At 43.0% G+C, this 19815-nt stretch carries 21 protein-coding genes and 2 rRNA genes; 21 read left to right on the top strand and 2 right to left on the bottom strand.

Annotated elements, in window-relative coordinates:
* The 3 genes from K358_RS0100625 to K358_RS19470 form a co-directional block, all read left to right on the top strand.
* Window positions 1-105, top strand: a 23S ribosomal RNA gene (locus K358_RS0100625); the annotation flags it as partial.
* A 130-nt stretch (window positions 106-235) separates the two neighbouring features.
* Window positions 236-351 (top strand): 5S ribosomal RNA (gene rrf, locus K358_RS0100620).
* 364 nt (window positions 352-715) lie between these two features.
* Window positions 716-1240, top strand: a complete 525-nt coding sequence (locus K358_RS19470; RefSeq protein ID WP_027695020.1) for a pilus assembly FimT family protein — start codon at window positions 716-718, stop codon at window positions 1238-1240.
* Here the strand turns inward: K358_RS19470 and K358_RS0100610 are convergent.
* Window positions 1215-1799, bottom strand: coding sequence for a hypothetical protein (locus K358_RS0100610; protein WP_027695019.1), 585 nt, complete (start codon window positions 1797-1799; stop codon window positions 1215-1217). The two genes, K358_RS19470 and K358_RS0100610, sit on opposite strands and share 26 nt — an antisense overlap.
* 366 nt (window positions 1800-2165) lie before the next feature.
* On the opposite strand from K358_RS0100610, the gene urtA reads away from it, so the two are divergent.
* From urtA to K358_RS0100565, 8 genes are all read left to right on the top strand, one after another.
* Complete coding sequence (urtA, locus tag K358_RS0100600; protein ID WP_027695018.1) at window positions 2166-3476, top strand: urea ABC transporter substrate-binding protein; 1311 nt, start codon at window positions 2166-2168, stop codon at window positions 3474-3476.
* Window positions 3477-3706: 230 nt separating this feature from the next.
* Entirely contained in the window at window positions 3707-5299 is a 1593-nt protein-coding gene (urtB, locus tag K358_RS0100595; protein ID WP_038149394.1) for an urea ABC transporter permease subunit UrtB, read from the top strand.
* A gap of 36 nt (window positions 5300-5335) precedes the next feature.
* A complete protein-coding gene (gene urtC, locus K358_RS17765) occupies window positions 5336-6487 on the top strand; it encodes an urea ABC transporter permease subunit UrtC (RefSeq protein ID WP_038149392.1) in 1152 nt (383 codons plus the stop codon).
* Complete coding sequence (gene urtD, locus K358_RS0100585) at window positions 6484-7347, top strand: urea ABC transporter ATP-binding protein UrtD (RefSeq protein ID WP_051241110.1); 864 nt, start codon at window positions 6484-6486, stop codon at window positions 7345-7347. Before urtC ends, urtD begins: the two co-directional genes overlap by 4 nt.
* A 2-nt stretch (window positions 7348-7349) precedes the next feature.
* Complete coding sequence (gene urtE / locus K358_RS0100580) at window positions 7350-8045, top strand: urea ABC transporter ATP-binding subunit UrtE (RefSeq protein WP_027695015.1); 696 nt, start codon at window positions 7350-7352, stop codon at window positions 8043-8045.
* A 279-nt stretch (window positions 8046-8324) separates the two neighbouring features.
* Window positions 8325-9188: a mechanosensitive ion channel domain-containing protein gene (locus K358_RS0100575; protein WP_027695014.1), complete on the top strand. Its 864-nt coding sequence runs from the start codon at window positions 8325-8327 to the stop codon at window positions 9186-9188.
* A 166-nt stretch (window positions 9189-9354) separates the two neighbouring features.
* Complete coding sequence (locus K358_RS0100570) at window positions 9355-9537, top strand: hypothetical protein (RefSeq protein ID WP_027695013.1); 183 nt, start codon at window positions 9355-9357, stop codon at window positions 9535-9537.
* 84 nt (window positions 9538-9621) lie between these two features.
* Window positions 9622-9978, top strand: a complete 357-nt coding sequence (locus tag K358_RS0100565) for a VOC family protein (RefSeq protein WP_027695012.1) — start codon at window positions 9622-9624, stop codon at window positions 9976-9978.
* Between the two features lie 43 nt (window positions 9979-10021).
* Here K358_RS0100565 and K358_RS17760 read toward each other — a convergent pair whose 3' ends face one another.
* Window positions 10022-10342: a GFA family protein gene (locus tag K358_RS17760; protein ID WP_211232220.1), complete on the bottom strand. Its 321-nt coding sequence runs from the start codon at window positions 10340-10342 to the stop codon at window positions 10022-10024.
* Window positions 10343-10590: 248 nt separating this feature from the next.
* Between K358_RS17760 and K358_RS0100555 the strand changes: the two genes are divergently transcribed.
* The 10 genes from K358_RS0100555 to K358_RS0100510 all read left to right on the top strand — a co-directional run bounded on the left by K358_RS0100555 (window position 10591) and on the right by K358_RS0100510 (window position 19738).
* Window positions 10591-11457 (top strand): urease accessory protein UreD, encoded by an 867-nt coding sequence (locus K358_RS0100555; RefSeq protein ID WP_038149390.1) that lies wholly within the window; start codon window positions 10591-10593, stop codon window positions 11455-11457.
* 141 nt (window positions 11458-11598) lie between these two features.
* Entirely contained in the window at window positions 11599-11901 is a 303-nt protein-coding gene (gene ureA / locus K358_RS0100550) for an urease subunit gamma (protein WP_027695010.1), read from the top strand.
* Window positions 11902-11910: 9 nt separating this feature from the next.
* Window positions 11911-12249, top strand: coding sequence for an urease subunit beta (locus K358_RS0100545; protein WP_027695009.1), 339 nt, complete (start codon window positions 11911-11913; stop codon window positions 12247-12249).
* Between the two features lie 39 nt (window positions 12250-12288).
* Window positions 12289-14031, top strand: coding sequence for an urease subunit alpha (ureC, locus tag K358_RS0100540; protein WP_027695008.1), 1743 nt, complete (start codon window positions 12289-12291; stop codon window positions 14029-14031).
* A 145-nt stretch (window positions 14032-14176) separates the two neighbouring features.
* Window positions 14177-14662, top strand: a complete 486-nt coding sequence (gene ureE, locus K358_RS0100535) for an urease accessory protein UreE (protein WP_027695007.1) — start codon at window positions 14177-14179, stop codon at window positions 14660-14662.
* A 52-nt stretch (window positions 14663-14714) separates the two neighbouring features.
* Window positions 14715-15302: a HupE/UreJ family protein gene (locus tag K358_RS0100530; RefSeq protein WP_027695006.1), complete on the top strand. Its 588-nt coding sequence runs from the start codon at window positions 14715-14717 to the stop codon at window positions 15300-15302.
* 15 nt (window positions 15303-15317) lie between these two features.
* Window positions 15318-16067, top strand: coding sequence for an urease accessory protein UreF (locus K358_RS0100525; protein ID WP_083962715.1), 750 nt, complete (start codon window positions 15318-15320; stop codon window positions 16065-16067).
* A 47-nt stretch (window positions 16068-16114) separates the two neighbouring features.
* The gene (ureG, locus tag K358_RS0100520; RefSeq protein WP_027695004.1) at window positions 16115-16759 is read left to right on the top strand and encodes an urease accessory protein UreG; all 645 of its coding nucleotides are present in this window, start codon (window positions 16115-16117) and stop codon (window positions 16757-16759) included.
* A 372-nt stretch (window positions 16760-17131) separates the two neighbouring features.
* On the top strand, window positions 17132-18418 hold the full coding sequence (locus K358_RS17755) for a peptidoglycan DD-metalloendopeptidase family protein (protein WP_404818204.1): 1287 nt from the start codon (window positions 17132-17134) through the stop codon (window positions 18416-18418).
* 84 nt (window positions 18419-18502) lie between these two features.
* On the top strand, window positions 18503-19738 hold the full coding sequence (locus tag K358_RS0100510; RefSeq protein WP_027695003.1) for an MFS transporter: 1236 nt from the start codon (window positions 18503-18505) through the stop codon (window positions 19736-19738).
* Window positions 19739-19815: the final 77 nt, after the last annotated feature.

The following is a 19815-nucleotide window of genomic DNA, read 5'->3' as shown; positions in this document are numbered from 1 at the left end:
AGCGTCCTAAAGGGTTGTCGGAGACTACGACGTTGATAGGTTGGGTGTGTAAGCGCTGCGAGGCGTTGAGCTAACCAATACTAATTGCCCGTGAGGCTTAACCATACAACACCTAAAGGGTTTTGGTTGGACTGAATAGAAAAGAATACAGATTGATACTTGAATGAGTGTGAGAATGAACAGCTTTCCGAATTAAGTTAAAGCATCATAAATGATGTTTTAACAAAAGAATTTGCTTGGCGACCATAGCGCTTTGGACCCACCTGATTCCATGCCGAACTCAGAAGTGAAACGAAGTAGCGCCGATGGTAGTGTGGGGTTTCCCCATGTGAGAGTAGGACACCGCCAAGCTTTAAATTAAGTTTTTAGGCTTTAACGAGTTTAAAAATAGAAAAAGCTCACTAGAAATAGTGAGCTTTTTTGCGATCTAATAGTAGAGAAATTATTGTTATGTCGTAGGGTATGTAATCTACCCACTTTTAACTGACACAGAACCCTGAACGCCCTTGATGATTTTGGGCGTTTAGTTTTTTATTTATTGTGCCAGACCTAATGACTTTTTGATAACCCAGATAATCTAAAGTCGCAGCAGATCTTGTGAGTGTTCTCGTTTAATTAAAACCAGCTGAATCACAAAGGCTGGTTTTTTATTGTCATAATGTTGTAGTTATGTTGATTCTGTAGGTAAGATTAGTGAGGTATTAGGAGATCTCGCATGAAAACTAGTGGATTTACACTAATTGAATTAGTTGTTGTTATTATTATCCTTGGTATTTTAGCGGTAACGGCAGCCCCTAAATTTTTGGATATCACAACAGATGCGCATGTAGCTAAAAATAATGCGAATGGTGCGGCGTTTAAAAGTGCAATTCAATTAGCATCGGCTAAAGCTATGATAGCTAGTTCAAGAGGCGTAAGTTTTGATGACCTTCAGGTGTCGGGAAATAGTGCTGCTGGCAAATTAGATTTCAACTCAAATGGTTACCCTGTACAACAGTATTTTCGTTTGGAGGAGGACCCAAAGTTAAATAATGTTGTTGATTGCAAAGCCGTGTGGATGGTCATATTAGATGACGCACCGACACTTTCAAATTTTTCCGATAGCAGCATCTCAGACTATCAAGCGATTTATATTCGAAATGAACAATGTCTCTATAAATATAATCTGCGGCCTACACTCTCTATTTATTATGACTCTCGAAATGGGCAAGTGATCATTGACGATGATCCTGAGAGTTAGTAGACAATTCCAATAAATGCCTAACCGCTTCCATGTGTTGTGGGTACCCTTCAAACTCTTGCTGCTTTGCTGCTGTCATTTGGTATAAATCATCCGGCAACTTCCAATACAAAATTGAGGTATACAGCATTTCGGCTAGAGGTTTATACACTTCTATTTCATAGGCCATCGCTAATTGTTCGCGCACAGCTTCGCGCTTATCTTGATTCTCACTAGCTTGCGAAAGTGCTTGAATAGCATCTTGATAAAGCTGGCTTTGCTGCAATTTCTCCATCACAGGTAGGTTGTTTTTTGCCTGTTTAGCAAGAGAGGTATGGATGAGGTTGAGCCAGTTTTCTTGTGTAAGGTCGAAATCTGATACTTCATCCAATTGGTGCTTGATCTTCTTCTCAATGACTTTCTGAGACTGCTTTAACACCTTTCGCACTGCTTGAAATGGAAGTAAGTACTCACGTGCCAGTTCAACGATTAACTTATGAAATCCGCCATTAGGTAGGTGAAGGTTAGCTTTGAAAGTGGCAATGGCTTGCTGTTGGGGAGTTAGAGTGAGCTCAGTCATGATGTTAGTCTTATCGGTAATATTTATCCGGCATTATGCCATGTTTATATTATTGCGTTGAGATTAATGATGAGCATTGATTGAGTGATTTCATTTTATCGCGCTACTGGGTTTTGCCAGTTTGATTGTCCTTTCCCATAAATAGTGCAGCCTTTCACCTATCTCATCTACCTTTCGAGCAATATCACCTTTTTGGTGAGCTGGTTTAAAATTACGCACCATCGCTGATCATTTGTTTGCTTGTCGTTTGTAAGTCTGCCTTTATTTGTTTGTAAAATAACGGGTTTATCTGTCTGGCACGCTCTTTGCTCTATTGAAAATACCACCAATACCTAATTGGTTATTTATCAAGGAGTGATATCTATCATGCAAAACAAAACGCATAACAAATCCCTTAAAACTCGTCTTAAACTGTTGGCAGGTACTGCGGCAATTAGTGCTTGTGCCTTTACCGTACAAGCAGCCGATACGATCAAAGTCGGTGTTCTACACTCGCTTTCAGGCACCATGGCAATCAGCGAAACCACTTTAAAAGATACTGTTTTAATGCTGATTGAAGAGCAGAACAAGAAAGGTGGTGTACTAGGTAAACAGCTTGAGCCGGTCGTGGTTGACCCTGCATCAAACTGGCCAATGTACGCTGAAAAAGCGCGTGAGTTAATCGAGAAAGATAAAGTGGCGGTTACGTTTGGTGGTTGGACTTCGGCTTCTCGTAAAGCCATGCTGCCGGTGTTTGAGCAAAACAACAGCATCTTGTTCTACCCTGTGCAATATGAAGGACAAGAGTCTTCGAAGAATATTTTCTACACTGGCGCTGCGCCAAACCAACAAGCGATCCCTGCGGTTGATTACTTAATTGATGAGCTTGGCGTACAACGCTTTGTGCTTGCTGGTACCGATTATGTTTACCCACGTACGACCAATAAAATCTTAGCGGCTTACCTTAAAAGCAAAGGCGTAGCGGATGCCGATGTGATGGTGAACTACACGCCATTTGGTCATTCAGATTGGCAGTCGATCGTTTCTAATATCAAGAAATTTGGTTCAGAAGGTAAGAAAACCGCGGTCGTTTCGACCATCAATGGTGATGCTAACGTTCCGTTTTATAAAGAGTTAGCGGCGCAAGGTGTGTCTTCTGAAAATATCCCAGTGATTGCCTTCTCGGTAGGTGAAGAAGAGCTTTCTGGTATGGATACGTCGGCACTAGTCGGTCACTTAGCGGCTTGGAACTATTTCATGAGTGTCGATTCTGAAGCGAACGATACCTTCATTGATACATGGCACAAGTATATTAAAGATGATTCTCGCGTAACGAACGATCCAATGGAAGCGACTTATATTGGTTTCAACCTATGGGTAAAAGCGGTTGAGAAAGCCGGTACGACAGATACGGCTAAAGTGAGCGATGCTATTGTGGGCCTGACTGTTCCAAACTTAACGGGTGGTAATGCGACGATGTTAGCCAACCACCACATCACAAAACCAGTTGTTATTGGTGAGATCCAAGACGATGGTCAATTTGATGTAGTTTGGGAAACCGAACAAGAAGTGAAAGGCGATGCATGGTCTGATTTCCTACCAACTTCTGAGCACCTAGTATCTGATTGGACTGCGCCAATTATGTGTGGCAGCTACAACACACAAACGAAAGCATGTTTAGGTGGTGAAGCGAAATAAACCGATTGGCCCCATTGAGATTTATATGATCAATGGGGCTTTTTTGGTTCTTTGCGGGAGTTAGTTCTTCGGGGGGTTTTAGTTCTTTCACTGGTTAATAGAGAGAACCGTTTCAACAATAACGGATATTTGACTGCCATGCTTTTGATTGTCAGGGATGAGACATAATGAAAATAAAACAATATCTACATAACAAATTACCGTCTCAAATATCATCATTCATCGGTTTAATGTTGATGTTGTATTTGAGCCTATTTAGTGCGTTTTCGCTTGCGCAAACGTCTTCTATTCAATCGCTTTCTGATGTGCAGGTGGCGTTGTTATCGAAAAAAAGTTCGGTAAAACAAGATGCGATTGAATGGTTATCACAATCTTCTGATGCAGAAGTCGCTAAGGCAGTATTAACGCCTTGGTTAGAAGGGAATTTATATTATCAAAAATCGGATGATGCTTTATTTGTTATCACGGATTTAGAAGAAGGTAAGCAAGCTCATGGATTACTTTCTGAACAAGTGGTGACTATCGAAGGCAAGCGTGATTTTGCAAAGGTAAGAACCAACAACTCACTGCGTTCTGATATTCGTGACGTATTGGCGCGTATTGATATTTCGGCGAATAATGCTGATGTACGTTTGTCGGCAGTGAATAGTTTGCTGGGTACCACCAACCCGAAAACCATCGAAAAAATCACTCAACAGTTACAAGTAGAAAGCGATCGTGATGTTCGAAACAGTTTAGAGTTGGCGCTAGCAATGCAGCAACTCAAAACCAGCACCAATGCGGCAGAACAAATTGACGCGATTGAAGTGATTAGTGAGTCTAAACAGCAAGAGGTTTACGGCGCACTCTCTCAAGTGATTAATAGTGATGCTGATGAGAAAGTGATTGAAGCGGCGCAACTGGCGTTAAACCAGTATAAACAAACCCAAAGCTTTTACGGTGGTATGGAAACCGTCTTCTTTGGTTTAAGTTTAGGCTCGGTGTTGGTGCTGGCGGGTATTGGTCTTGCGATCACTTTTGGCGTGATGGGCGTGATCAATATGGCACATGGTGAGTTGATCATGATCGGCGCTTATACCACTTATGTTATTCAACAATTAATGCCGAATAATATTGGGGCCGCGTTGCTTCTTTCTATTCCAGCGGCTTTTGCTGTGTCAGGGTTAGTGGGTATTGCGATTGAGCGTACGGTGATTCGTCGTTTGTATGGTCGTCCGCTGGAAACTCTCCTCGCCACCTTTGGTATCAGCCTTATTTTACAACAAGCGGTTCGCAGTATTTTCTCTCCTTTAAACCGCTCAGTAAGCACACCAGATTGGATGGCTGGTGCGTTAGAACTTAACCCTATGTTATCTCTGACCTATAACCGCCTATACATCATCATTTTCTGCTTTATGGTTTTTCTTGGTTTAGTCGCCATTCTCAAAAAAACACCACTAGGTTTGCAGGTGCGGGCGGTTTCGCAAAATCGAGCCATGGCGCGTTCTATGGGAGTTCGCTCTGAACGTGTGGATGCCATGACCTTTGGTTTAGGTTCCGGCATTGCTGGTGTTGCCGGGGTGGCATTATCTCAGTTAACCAACGTAGGTCCAAACATGGGACAAAACTACATTATCGACTCCTTTATGGTGGTGGTATTTGGTGGGGTAGGTAACTTGTGGGGCACGCTGGTGGCAGGGTTAAGTCTAGGTCTATTTAATAAGATCTTAGAGCCTTGGGCTGGCGCGGTTCTCGCCAAAATATTGGTTCTGGTTTTCATTATTTTATTTATTCAAAAGCGTCCGAAAGGTTTGTTCCCTCAACGTGGCCGCGCGGCAGAATAAGGAGGCGTTATGACGAGTGTAGTAGCAAGTAATTCAATGACTAATACGTCGAACTTTGCAAGCCGTCGTTCTTTTATCGCCTCAGATACTGGCGGAAAAATCACGATTGTATTTTTATTGGCCCTCGCGATTGTGGTGCCATTTTTAAATCTAGTGGTACCGGAAAGTAACCCATTTCATGTGAGCTCATTTACTGTGACTCAAATGGGTAAATATCTGTCTTATGCGCTGGTGGCGTTGGCGGTTGATCTTATCTGGGGTTATTTAGGCATTTTAAGTTTAGGGCATGGCGCTTTCTTTGCGTTAGGCGGTTATGCGATGGGCATGTACCTCACCCGCGAAATTGGCGACCGCGGCGTTTACGGTAACCCATTATTGCCAGACTTTATGGTATCGCTTAACTGGCAAGAACTGCCTTGGTTTTGGCACGGTTTTGATAACTTTGCTTTTGCCGCAATGATGATCATGTTGGTGCCGGGCGTATTAGCATTTGTATTTGGTTATCTGGCGTTCCGTTCTCGTGTTTCCGGGGTTTACTTGTCCATCATGACCCAAGCACTGACCTACGCGTTAATGCTGGCATTTTCACGTAACGAAATGGGTTTTGGCGGTAGTAGTGGTTTGACGGGCTTTAAAGATGTACTTGGTTTTAGCCTAGAGCAAGACACCACCAAAGTAGGTTTGTTAGTGACTACCATTGCAGCGCTGATCATAGGGTATTTGATTTGTCGTTTAGTGGTGGCAAGTCGTTTAGGCCGAGTAGCCATGGCGATTCGTGATGCAGAATTACGTACTCGTTTCACAGGCTATGATGTCGATAGCATTAAGCTGTGGGTATTTGTGCTTTCTGCTGTGCTAGCTGGCATTGCTGGTGCGTTATATGTGACTCAAGCAGGTAGTACGAGTGCGGCTCAGTTTGCGCCAATTAACTCAATTGAAATTGTAGTGTGGGTTGCTTTAGGCGGTCGTGCCACCTTGTTTGGCGCCATTGTAGGGGCATTAATTATTAACTATGCCAAGAGTTGGTTTACCGTCGAATTCCCAGAGGTTTGGTTATTTGCATTAGGGGGAATTTTTGTTCTAGCCACCATGTATTTACCAAAAGGCGTGATGGGCGCTTTATCAGAAAAATGGGCAAAAAAATCGAGCCAACAAGATGAATCATCGACACAGGAGAGCCACTCATGAGCGCATTAGAATCAGTCGTCACACCAATCAGAAAAGTGGGCGAAGGCTTTGAGAAGTTTACCCGTCGCGATGAAGTGTTCGATTTTCTTAAACCGGTTAACCATCCATTGATTGATACTCGCCACAACATCATGTTGTATATGGAAGGCGTATCGGTTTCCTTCGATGGTTTTAAAGCGATTAACGACTTAAATCTGTATATCAAACAAGGAGAGTTGCGATGCATCATCGGGCCAAACGGCGCAGGAAAAACCACCATGATGGACATCATTACGGGCAAGACTCGTCCGGATCAGGGCAAGGTGTGGTTAGGTTCAAAGACCAACTTGTTGACTATGTCCGAAGCGGAAATCGCCAACGCGGGTGTGGGGCGTAAATTCCAGCAGCCTACGGTGTTTGAGAGCTTAACGGTGTGGAATAACTTGGAACTGGCGATGACCGGTACTCGTTCGGTTTGGTCTACCTTTACCGCTAAATTAACCGGCGAACAAAGTGATGAGATCGACGGTGTTTTATCTTTGATTGGTCTTGAACAATGTCGAAATCTGTTAGCTGGCGTGCTTTCTCACGGTCAAAAACAGTGGCTAGAAATCGGCATGCTACTGATGCAAAAACCAAAGCTTTTGTTGGTGGATGAACCGGTTACTGGCATGACTCATCAAGAAATGGATCGCACCGCGGAATTACTGAAATCTCTGGCTGGCAAGCATTCAGTAGTCGTGGTTGAGCATGATATGGAATTTGTACGCTCGATTGCCGATCAAGTCACCGTGCTGCATCAAGGGCATGTGTTGGCGGAAGGCAATATGGATCAAATCCAGTCGCATCCAAAAGTAAAACGTGTCTACTTGGGAGAATAAGGATGTTAAAAGTACAAGGCGTAAACCAATTCTACGGCGAAAGTCATATCTTGTGGGATCTCGATGTTGAGATCGAAAAAGGCAAATGTACTGTGTTGATGGGTCGTAACGGGGTAGGAAAAACCACATTACTTCAATGCATCATGGGCTTAAATCCAATCAAAAGCGGCGATATCGTGTTTAAAGGTGAAAGCATTAAGAAAGCTTCAACCGAGCAACGTCCTCATCTAGGCATCGGCTATGTTCCGCAAGGTCGACAAATTTTCCCGATGTTAACAGTGCAAGAAAATTTAGAAATCGGTTTACCTATCCGTAAGCGTGGCGATCGCAAGATCCCTGACTTTATCTTCGAACTATTCCCGGTGCTAAAGGAAATGCTGCATCGCCGAGGTGGTGATTTATCTGGTGGCCAACAACAGCAATTATCGATTGGCCGAGCATTGGTTGTTGAGCCGGATTTATTGATTCTGGATGAACCAACCGAAGGCATTCAACCGAATATCGTTCAAGAGATTGGCGATATTATTAAACTGCTCAATGATAAGCATGGTTTAACGGTATTGCTGGTGGAACAAAAACTACCATTTGCTCGTAAAGTCGGTCATAACTTCTGTTTGTTGGATCGCGGTAAAGCCGTCGCTAAAGGGCAAATGGAAGCCTTGAATGAGCAGTTGATTAAGGATCATTTGACGGTGTAAAACCGCCATAAGTAAAGACTAAAGCCCTTCATAGGATATTAGAAAGGAACTAATGTCCGATGAAGGGTTTTTGCTACTTGATGAGAGGTAGGGTTAATTATTATTAGTTACGCTAAATTTTATTTCAAGTAGTGTAAATTTTATGTTTCTCAAAATAATAAAAGCCTATATATTTCGCTCAAGTATAAGGTCGCATGTTTGTGGTGCTGACCAGTTTCTTATCCATCATAGTCAACATTCAATGATGGTGATAACAGTCTATAACATAAGGAATTTACCATGGCTGTCGAAAATAATATTGAATCCATATCTGGCGCACAAAGTACCTCCAATATATCAGTTTCAACTAACTGGCTAACGGATAACGCAGATTTATTGGTTCAATATGGCGTTAATTTTCTTGCAGCACTTTGTATTCTACTCGTGGGCAGTATTTCAGTTAAGTTTATCCATAAAGGCGTAGTTAACTTGTTGCAAACAAAACGTGTGGATGCTGCTGTTGTGCAATTTATTGGTAGCGTGATTCGCTATGCTTTGCTAGTGATGGTGTTTATTGCGGCATTAAATACCATGGGCGTTGAAATGGCGGCGGTGATCGCAGTACTCGCTTCTGCTAGCCTTGCGATTGGATTAGCGTTAAAAGGGTCGCTTTCCAATTTTGCCTCTGGTGTGCTAATTGTAATTTTTCGTCCATTTAAAAGTAAAGATTTCATTGAAGTCGGTAACGTTTCAGGCACTGTCCAGGCGATTGAAATCTTCCATACAGTTTTAACTACTGGCGATAATAAAATGGTCGCTATACCAAATCGTTTAGTAATGTCTCAACCAATAGTAAACTTTTCGAAACATAAGATTCGCCGTATCAATTTTGAAATTGGCGTGTCGTATGACGCTGACTTGCAAAAAACGAAGCAAGTGCTCGCCCGTGTTCTTAAATCGGAAGAGCGTATTCTTTCTTTGCCAGCTCCAACTATTGGTGTATTAGCCCTCGCCAACTCTTCAATTAATATTGCGGTGCGTCCTTGGGTAAAATCAGAAGAATACTGGAAAGTGTACTACGACACATTACAAGCAATAAAAGAAGAGTTAGATAAAGAAGGTATTCAAATTCCACTTCCTCAAATGAATATACATATTAAGTAATGGTAAATATTCTTGGTGGTAAAGCCAGCGTGACTAACTAGACTTAATTGACTAGACCATGACCAGAAATGAATGCAAAAAGTGATATTGTCAGTTGATAAAAGTGTATCTCTCTCTTGGTTAAGTGCAAAGATATTCTCGATCAGAAATTAAATAAGGATGTGTTATGACGAACAAAAAAGCTGTCTATACTGCGTTGATTTGTGGCTTATTATTGAGTGGTTGTGCGAGTACAGGGTCAGATTCTAACGCTAAATCTCAAACGAATGCAGAGACAGCGAAGACCGACTGTACTGCTTCTGGCCAGAAGAGTTATGAAATGGCAGATGGTACGATTATTTGTTATTAATCTTCTATCATCAAAGCTGTAATTTAAAAGTGATGTGGCAATCACAGTAACATCATACGGTTCAACCATGGATGAAAATTGACTATGCACCAACATGAAAAGCTAAATTATGTTGAGTTTGCGGCGAAAGATTTAGCCGCGACAAAGGTGTTCTTTCAATCGGTTTTCGATTGGGAATTTGTTAACTATGGCCCAGACTATACCGCTTTTTCTAATCAAGGCTTAGACGGCGGTTTTTATCACGCACCTTTGGCGAGTCAAACCAGCAATGGTGCAGCACTATTAGTATTTTATAGCCAAGATATTGAAGCAACATGCTGTAAAGTAGAGAAGCATGGCGGCAAAATCATTAAGCCTATTTTTGAATTTCCTGGTGGTTGCCGTTTTCATTTTGAAGAACCAAGCGGCAATGAATTTGCGGTTTGGTCGGAAGGGCGTTAAGTGAAATTAGCTCCGCGCCCTTCCTCACGATCAAAGTACTACCTTAAGGTGCATATTTTTCAAATACTTCCTGCTCTGTCATTTCAGTGGTACGTTCAGCAAAGCTATAAAATGTGGGTTTTTTATCGATAAAGATTTGCTCATTAAAGGTTAAGTTCTCGAGATCTTGAAATAGGCCAATAGGTAGTGTGTATAAATTGGCGTGGATGAGTTTGTAGTACAAGTGAGTACCGCATTGTTTGCAAAACCCACGTTCCGCCCAATCTGAAGACTTAAAGGTTTGGATAAATTCACCACCTTCAATTTGTACCCCATTTTCACAATGAAAGCCCATAAAAGGGCCGCCGCCCCAGCGTCTACACATTCCGCAATGGCATTGCTTCAAAGCTTTGTTTGTCTTCTGTGGTCAGTGTCACGCTGCCGCATAAGCAATGTCCCTGCATTTTTCCTTCCTCATTCGTTTTCAATCGTGCTTTCAGTATAGATAACTATTCCCGAGTTAAATGATTACTTCCTGATAGTTAAATCATTAGGCGGCATAGTTATTGCTTTAATAATAGTAGATGGAAATAAATGGAAGTCACACGAATGGAAGCGCTAGAAGAATTAAATATGACGGGAGTTGCTCAAACACCGCCAATAAACACATTGAATCGCAGCGATGGTTGGAAAGCAGAATTAACTCTGGGATTTACCGACCGAGGGGACAAAACCGTCGTCGGACACAAAACTCAACTAGGGCCGTTGGCGATTCAAAGGCCACTGTATCCTGAAGGCGATGTTTGCCATACCTACTTGCTTCACCCACCTGGCGGGGTAGTTGGTGGCGATGAGCTGTTAATTAAAGCCACGACTTACCCTGGAGCGCATGCTTTAGTTACCACACCCGGCGCGACCAAGTTTTATCGCTCGGAAGGCAAGATCGCCCGCCAAAAACAAATCTTAACCGCCAAGTCAGGAAGCTGTTTGGAATGGCTCCCACAAGAGAACATTTTCTTTCCTACCGGACAAGTGCGTGTTGATACCGAAATTCACCTTGAAACCGATGCACTATTTATGGGCTGGGAGATGCACTGTTTTGGTCGACCTGCACTAAATGAGTGCTTCGATGCAGGGAAAGTGTGGGGTAAGACGCAAGTTTTTGTTGATAGAAAGAATATTCTCACCGAAAACGTGCAATTGCTCGGAGGGGATAAATCAATATTAAACAGTGGCTTACAGGGTTTTCCCATGATGGGGAGTTTGTTTATTACCGCGCAATCGGAAGATGATCTTGAAATGGTACAGGATTTGCTTCGTGACTTTGCACCAAGTGATGAATTAGTGATTGGCGCGACTCAAATAGAACAGCTAATCGTAGTTCGCGCATTAGGTAAATGGACCGAGCCAATGTTGGAAGCGTTCGCATTGATTTGGCAACAATTTCGCCATCAATGGTTTGGTTATGTACCAGAGCCACCAAGGATTTGGGCAACTTAATCCGTTGCTCGGCTCGCTGCGCGACTAGGGCGCTTTGCTGCTCGTATTACGACAAAGACAACTAGATCAATACTAATGAGTTAAACGGGGCATTTCGAGAGACGAAAAACGAAGTGCCCGAGACCCGAGGATCGAATGTAGATGGAACTAACCCCAAGAGAAAAAGACAAATTGCTGATCTTTTGTGCTGGCATGTTGGCGCAGCAGCGTAAAGATAAAGGTTTAAAACTCAACTACCCAGAATCAGTGGCGTTGATCAGTAGTGCGATTTTAGAAGGCGCGCGCGAAGGTAAAACGGTGGCTGAGTTGATGAATTTTGGCCGCACCATTTTATCGGTTGATGATGTGATGGAAGGCGTACCGTCGATGATTCCTGATGTTCAAGTAGAAGCTACGTTTCCTGATGGCACCAAGCTTGTCACTGTACATGACCCGATAGTGTAAGGAGAAACCATGAAAACCAGTAATGCCAATCCTAATGCGTTTATCCCCGGTCAGCTTGTTTCTGGAGAGGGTGAGATTGAGCTGAATGTCGGCCGTGAAGCCATCAAAATTAAAGTCGAAAACTTAGGGGATCGCCCTGTTCAAATTGGCTCTCATTATCACTTTTATGAAGTTAACGATGCTTTGAATTTTGATCGAGAATCTGCCAAAGGCTTTAGGCTCAATATTCCCGCAGGCACCGCGACTCGTTTTGAACCTGGACAGTCACGTACCGTTGAACTGGTGGAATATGCCGGTGATCGAAAAGTATATGGCTTTAAAGGCCGAGTAATGGGTTCTCTTGATTGATATTGAAAAATAAACGGTTCGCTAAAAGGATTTAATAGCATGGCAAAAATTTCAAAAAGAGCCTACGCCGAGATGTTTGGGCCGACGACTGGCGATAGATTACGACTTGCTGATACTGAGCTATGGCTCGAAGTAGAAAAAGATTACACCGTTTACGGCGACGAAGTGAAATTCGGTGGCGGTAAAGTGATTCGTGATGGAATGGGGCAAAGCCAACTGGCGTCTGAATTTACGCCTGATCTTGTGCTAACCAATGCGGTGATCTTAGATCATTGGGGCGTAGTGAAAGCGGATATCGCTGTTAAAGATGGCCGTATTTGTGGCATAGGTAAAGCTGGTAACCCAGATGTTCAGCCGAATGTCGATATTATCATTGGTCCGGGAACCGAAGTGATTGCCGCTGAAGGTTCGATTGTCACTGCTGGTGGCATTGATTCACACATTCACTATATCTGCCCGCAACAAATTGAAGAAGCGCTGACCTCTGGTATTACAACCATGATTGGTGGTGGCACGGGGCCGGCAACCGGAACTAATGCCACAACCTGTACGCCTGGCCCTTGGAATATGCACCGAATGTTAGAAGCTTTGGATGAATTTCCAATGAACTTTGGCTTACTCGGTAAAGGCAATGCCAGCTTACCTGAAGGGTTAATTGAGCAAGTAGAAGCCGGTGCGATTGGATTAAAACTGCATGAAGACTGGGGGACGACGCCAGCTTCGATTGATATGTGTTTAACCGTTGCCGATCAAACTGATATTCAAGTGGCGATTCATACCGATACGTTGAATGAATCGGGTTTCGTTGAATCGACTCTAGATGCGATTGGCGATCGTGTGATTCATACATATCACACCGAAGGTGCGGGTGGCGGTCATGCACCAGATATTATCCGCGCTTGTGGCGAGTCGAATATTCTACCATCTTCGACCAACCCAACTCGTCCTTACACAATTAATACCGTCGATGAGCATCTAGATATGTTGATGGTATGCCACCATTTATCCCCATCGATTGCAGAAGATGTGGCGTTTGCTGAATCTCGTATTCGTCGTGAAACCATTGCTGCGGAAGATATTTTGCATGATCTCGGTGCTTTCTCGATGATTTCATCGGATTCTCAAGCGATGGGACGAGTCGGTGAAGTGATCTTACGAACATGGCAAACCGCTCATAAAATGAAAGTACAGCGTGGGTCATTAAAAGAAGACCAGCAAGCGTTTGATGCTCAAGCAGAAAAGTTTGGTCATCAAGCGCCAAGTGATAACTTCCGTTTGCGCCGATATGTTGCGAAATACACGATAAACCCAGCGATTACTCATGGCATTGGCCACGAAGTGGGTTCAATAGAGGTAGGTAAACTGGCCGATTTTGTATTATGGAAACCGGCTTTCTTTGGCGTAAAACCAAGCGCGATTATCAAAGGTGGCATGATCGCAATGGCTCCTATGGGGGATCCGAATGCGTCAATTCCAACACCTCAACCAGTGCACTATCGTTCTATGTTTGGCAGCTATGGCAAAGCCTCGAAAAAGACTTCAATGCTATTTGTTTCTCAATTGGCGCAAGATAAAGACATTGCGGGTCAATTAGGGCTAGGCAGCTTAATTGGTGTAGCCAAAAACTGCCGCACCATTTCTAAAGCCGATATGAAACTCAACGATTGGCAACCAAAGATTGAAGTCGATTCTCAAACCTATGAAGTAAAAGCGGATGGGGAACTTCTCACTTGTGATCCTGCGGAAGTATTGCCAATGGCACAAAGGTATTTTCTGTTTTAGTTAGCGTAGCTCGAAGGCTCGACGCTTCGCTCTCGTTGCTCGAAAAAGATTGTGTTAGTCAAAAGCCTTGGGATCTTGCCTTCGAGACCCGAGACCCGAGACCCGAGACCCGAGACCCGAGACCCGAATAATTGGATAAAAAATCATGATTGAATTAACAAAAATAGTCACAGATAGCGCTCAAATTGCTGAGCAAAATGTGGATGGTGTATTGAGCCTTCCTATTAATAGTCGTATTAAAAGTCGTTTAAAAGTATCACTTGAAGATGGACGTGATGCGGGGTTGTTTTTACCTCGCGGTAATATTTTGCGTGGTGGTCAGTTATTGCAAAGTGAATGCGGGTTATTGATTGAAGTGACCGCAGCGCCGGAAACCGTTTCTAGTGTTTATTGCGACGATGCATTATTGCTAAACCGAGTGACTTATCATCTAGGTAATCGTCACGTTCCTCTGCAAATTGCAGATGGTTGGGTGCGTTACCAGCATGACCACGTGTTAGATGACATGGTGGTGGGGTTAGGTGCCAAAGTGACGGTAGAACAAGCCGAATTTGAACCTGAAGATGGGGCGTACGGCGGCCGTTCAGGAGGACACCATCATCACGATCACGAGCATGATCACTCTCATTAATAACAACTTGAAATTGAATTCAAAAATACAAAAAACAAAAAGGATATTTGCCATGAAATTAGTTCGCTTACTTACACTTACCTCTGTTTTTGCTGCTCCTGCGGCGTTTGCACACGTTGGTCACATGCATGATCACGGCTCAAGTAATGCGTTTTTTGAAGGTTTTGTACACCCATTAACCGGCCTTGATCATTTAGTTATGCTGTTAGGTTTAGGGATGTTGATTAATCATTTTAGTTCAAGCAAGCAATCTTCGAAGACAAAACCCGCTCTTTTCATTGCAGCGTTGGTTAGCTTAACCGTTGGTCTTACAGCAGGAAGTTTATTTGGCGCAATTAGTGGTGTGGAATTAATGATTGCCGCATCAATTTTTGTAGTTGCATTAGGGATTTGGAATGCGTTTTCGACACGTGAATCTTTAACCCAGGCGTTAGTGATTGCTTCTGTTGGTTTGGTGTTCTTCCATGGTTTTGCTCATGGCGTAGAAGCCACTGGCGGGTTATTTGGTTTTGGCGCAGGCATGCTAGTCGCCGCGCTTGGCATCATGTTTACTGGTGAGCGTATCGCGCATTTATTATCAACTAAATGGCTTGGAGCGGGCATTGCAGCTTCTGGCGCCGCGCTAATGATGGCATCTTAATCACTTATGAATGATATGAGAGACATAGACTCTATATCTAACTCAGCTCTCAACTCAGTCGCATCGTCAAAGCATGGTGCTTCTGAGGTAGCTTGCTTTCGTTTGTTTCAGCTAATTAGCCCTTCACTACCCATTGGTGGCTTTACCTATTCACAAGGTTTGGAATGGGCGGTTGAGGCTGGCTGGGTGAGCAATCAAGCTAAGTTAATGGATTGGCTTGAAATGATGCTCAAGAACAGCTTAGTGACGTTAGAGCTGCCAATTTTAGCTAAGTTTTATCAAGCACTAGAAAGCGATAATGATGCGAGTATTGACTATTGGAGTCAGTATTTATATTCGTGTCGAGAAACCAGTGAGCTACGCGCAGAAGAATTACAACGAGGTAAGGCGCTTTTTACTTTATTAAAACAGCTCGATTTACCCGTTAAAGCTGAATGGCAACCAGAAGATGATCCGAAAGCGGCGACTCAAAATCAATTGCTAGGATTTTGTGTCGCAGCAAAAGCGTGGGGAATTTCACTGCATAGCTTGCAACAAGGGTACCTGTGGAGTTGGGCGGAAAACATTGTGATGGCAGGGGTAAAGTTGGTGCCACTTGGTCAAACTGCCGGCCAGAAAACGTTAATTGCTCTGTCAGAATGGCTGCCTCAAGCGATAGATAAAGCCAATCAAATTCAAGATGACGATATCGGTAGTTTTACGCCTGCCGTAGCCATTGCCAGTAGTCGTCATGAAATTCAATATACCAGGTTATTTCGTTCTTAATTTTCACCAGTAATAAAACGAAAACCCGACAAAACAAGGAAGATAAAATGTCTCAAGCAAGTAATCAAAACGAAAGCTATAAACAACCATTACGAATTGGAATTGGCGGTCCGGTTGGGTCGGGGAAAACGGCGTTGTTAGAAGTTTTGTGTAAAGCGATTCGTGAGCGTCTGAATATTGCAGTAGTGACCAATGATATTTACACCCAAGAAGATGCCAAAATACTCACCCGAGCTGAAGCGTTAGATGCTGATCGTATTATTGGTGTTGAAACCGGTGGTTGCCCACATACGGCGATTCGTGAAGATGCTTCAATGAACCTTGCGGCAGTTGAAGAGCTCGCTAAGCGGCATAAAAATCTTGATGTGGTGTTTGTTGAAAGTGGTGGTGATAATTTAAGTGCTACTTTTAGCCCGGAACTTGCTGATTTAACTATTTATGTGATTGATGTGGCTGAAGGGGAAAAGATCCCACGTAAAGGTGGGCCAGGCATTACTCGTTCAGATTTATTAGTGATTAATAAAATCGACCTCGCCCCTTATGTAGGTGCGTCATTAGAGGTGATGGAATCGGATACTCAGCGCATGCGTCCAACCAAACCTTACGTGTTTACTAACTTAAAAGAGAGTGTTGGGCTCGATACGATTATCGATTTTATTATTACGGAAGGCATGTTGAAGCCAAAATACTAACTTCTACTTAAAAGGTTAGATTCCACAAAACTAAGCTTAGTAGCAAATTGGCTGCTAAGCTTTTTTATTGTTAATCGGTTATTGAGTCTCTAAATATCTAATTGATTGATTTATAGCAAATATAGAGTAGATAACGGTTTTAATTCATGGGTTAAATTCGCTTTTTATGAAATATTAAGTTACATTTGCTGTCACATTTTTGAACTTTTCAATTTCAAATGGTCTGTTATAACATATCAACGTTATCAAGTTGATATTTAGCCGGCTTTTGAGGTCGATTCACACAACTCCCTACGTTGGGAACTATAGAAACTAAACCTTATGTCTAAACAAAAATTTGCAGAACTTCGCCAGCATCCTAAGTTTCCATTGATGCTTAAACTTGGCGTGGCTTTTGTCGTGTTACTTATTATTGTTTTAATTGCCGAATCTGGTAATGGACGCAAATCAGTTCCTATGGATATGGACAAAATTTTAGCAGACGAGGCGAAAGCGGTTGCCGCCACTGAGCCTGTTCATGTGGATGAAAACGTTCCACTTTATTCATACGAAATTCAAGACGGTGATAATTTAAGTAGTATCTTTGTCCGTCTTGGCGTCCCGTATGGTGACATGCTCAGCGTGATGGATACCGACCAAAACCACCTAACACTCGATACCCTAAGACCGGGTGATATCTTAAAAATTTGGATGGATGAAGATCTAGAACATTTAACCAAATTGGAAGTCGAATTTACTCTAGCCGATCGCGTGGTATTTACTCGCAACGATGATGAAAGCTATACCTTCCAAGAAGTGAACTTACCGGGTGTGTGGAAATCGTATCCACTATTCGGTGAAATTCATGGTAGTTTTTCGACATCGGTTTATAAATACGGTATTTCGGGTGCGGAAACGGCGCAAATTACTCAGTTATTAAAAGATAAGCTGAATTTTGTGCGAGATTTGCGCGCGGGTGATAAATTCGAAATTTTGCAAAAGCGCCAATTTATTGATGGGGTTGCGACGGGGAATCGTGAGATTGACGCAATTCGTATTTATAACCGTGGTAATGTGATCAGTGCTTATCTGCATACCGATGGTCAATATTATGATCGCAATGGCGATAGCTTACAGCGAGCATTTTTACGTTGGCCATTAGCGCAACACTACCGTATTAGCTCTCCATTTGATGCAAACCGACTACACCCAGTAACGCATCGTCATGCACCGCATAATGGCGCAGATATCGCGAGTCCTTCTGGTACTGATGTTCTGGCAACCGGTGATGGCATTGTGACGCTAACCACTAACCATCCGTACGCGGGTAAATATGTGGTGATTCAACATGGTTCGACTTACCGTACTCGCTACCTGCACTTGAGCAAAATTTTAGTGCGCCAAGGCCAGGCCGTTCATCGTGGGCAAGTGATTGCGAAATCTGGTGCTACCGGTCGTGTCACCGGACCACACTTGCATTATGAATTCATCATTCGCAACCGCCCAGTGAACTTCTTAACGGCTAAGATCCCGATGGCAACATCGATTTCGAAAGAAGAGAAACCAGCATTTGAGAAGCAGGTAAAAGCGATCGATGCTGAGTTTGAAGCGGTAAAACAAGCTGCATTAGAGAGCCCAGAGCAGACAAATGCCGAGCAGCCTACTCTGGCAAAAAAATAATTTAACAATTTGAATTATTTCTATGAGAGCAAGTGATATCATCGCTTGCTCTTTTTTTCGTCTATTTGATTACAAGGATGAGCAATGAGTTCTTTGGAAGACGCACCGAAAAATTCGCCACACTCAGAGCAAGCTAAAACTTGGAAAACACCACAAACCTTTTTGATGCTTATCTCTATCGTGGTGCCAATTGCCTTTGCCAGTTGGATGGCATTATTAAATAACTTCGTGGTAGAGAAGGCATCTTTCACTGGTGCTGAAATTGGCCTGCTACAAAGCGTACGTGAAATTCCCGGTTTCTTAGCTTTTACTGTAGTCTTCGTACTGCTGTTCATTCGTGAACAAAAGTTTATGATCGTCGCGCTTGCCATGTTATCGATTGGTGTGGCGATTACCGGTTTTTTCCCTTCGGTACTTGGCCTGCTAATGACGACTTTATTGATGTCGATAGGCTTCCACTACTTTGAAACCTTAAAGCAATCCTTATCATTACAGTGGCTCAGTAAAGAAGAAGCGCCAGAGTTCCTTGGCAAGTTAATTTCGGTGGGTGCGCTTGCATCACTACTGACTTACGGCGCACTGTGGGTCATGCTAGAAATCTTGAAGTTTGATTATTGGCATGTGTATTTAATCACTGGTAGCTTAGCCTTAAGTGTTACTGTCTTTATGTGGCTAGCATTCCCGCAATTTGAAGCGACAACCATTCAGCATAAAAATCTGATCTTAAGAAAACGCTATTGGCTGTATTACGCGCTTACTTTTATGAGTGGCGCTAGACGTCAAATCTTTACCGTATTTGCGGGCTTCTTGATGGTGGAGAAATTTCACTATTCGGCGGCAGATATTACGTTACTCTTTCTTATCAACTACGCTTTTAACTTTTTGTTTGCCAAGAAAATTGGTCAATTTATCGGCGTTGTTGGAGAGAGAAAAGCACTGATTTTTGAATACTGTGGGTTGGTGTGTGTATTTGTAGGTTATGCGGTTGTTGAAAATTCACATATTGCGGCGGGTTTGTACGTGGTCGATCATTTATTCTTTGCACTAGCATTAGCGGTTAAAACTTATTTGCAGAAAATCGCCGATCCACAAGATATGGCCTCCACTGCTGGGGTTTCGTTTACCATTAACCATATTGCAGCAGTAGTCATTCCTGTGACATTTGGTTTGTTGTGGCTACATTCACCAGCGGCGGTGTTTTATATTGGTGCCGCGATGGCGGTGGTCTCTTTGATATTATCTTGTAATATCCCGCGTATCCCTAAGCCAGGTAATGAAGTATGTCGCTTTAAATGGGGAAGTGAGGTAGCGGAAAAATAATCTACTTTTATACCCGTCGTACTTGAAGTTGCAGCTTTGTTGTCGGCGCTCATTCGCCCCAATCACATAGGCAAGCT

It is taken from the genome of Vibrio litoralis DSM 17657, assembly GCF_000426765.1.
Lineage (GTDB): Bacteria > Pseudomonadota > Gammaproteobacteria > Enterobacterales > Vibrionaceae > Vibrio > Vibrio litoralis.
Note: the sequence above shows the minus strand (reverse complement) of the source record. Positions and strands in the feature narration are given on the sequence as shown.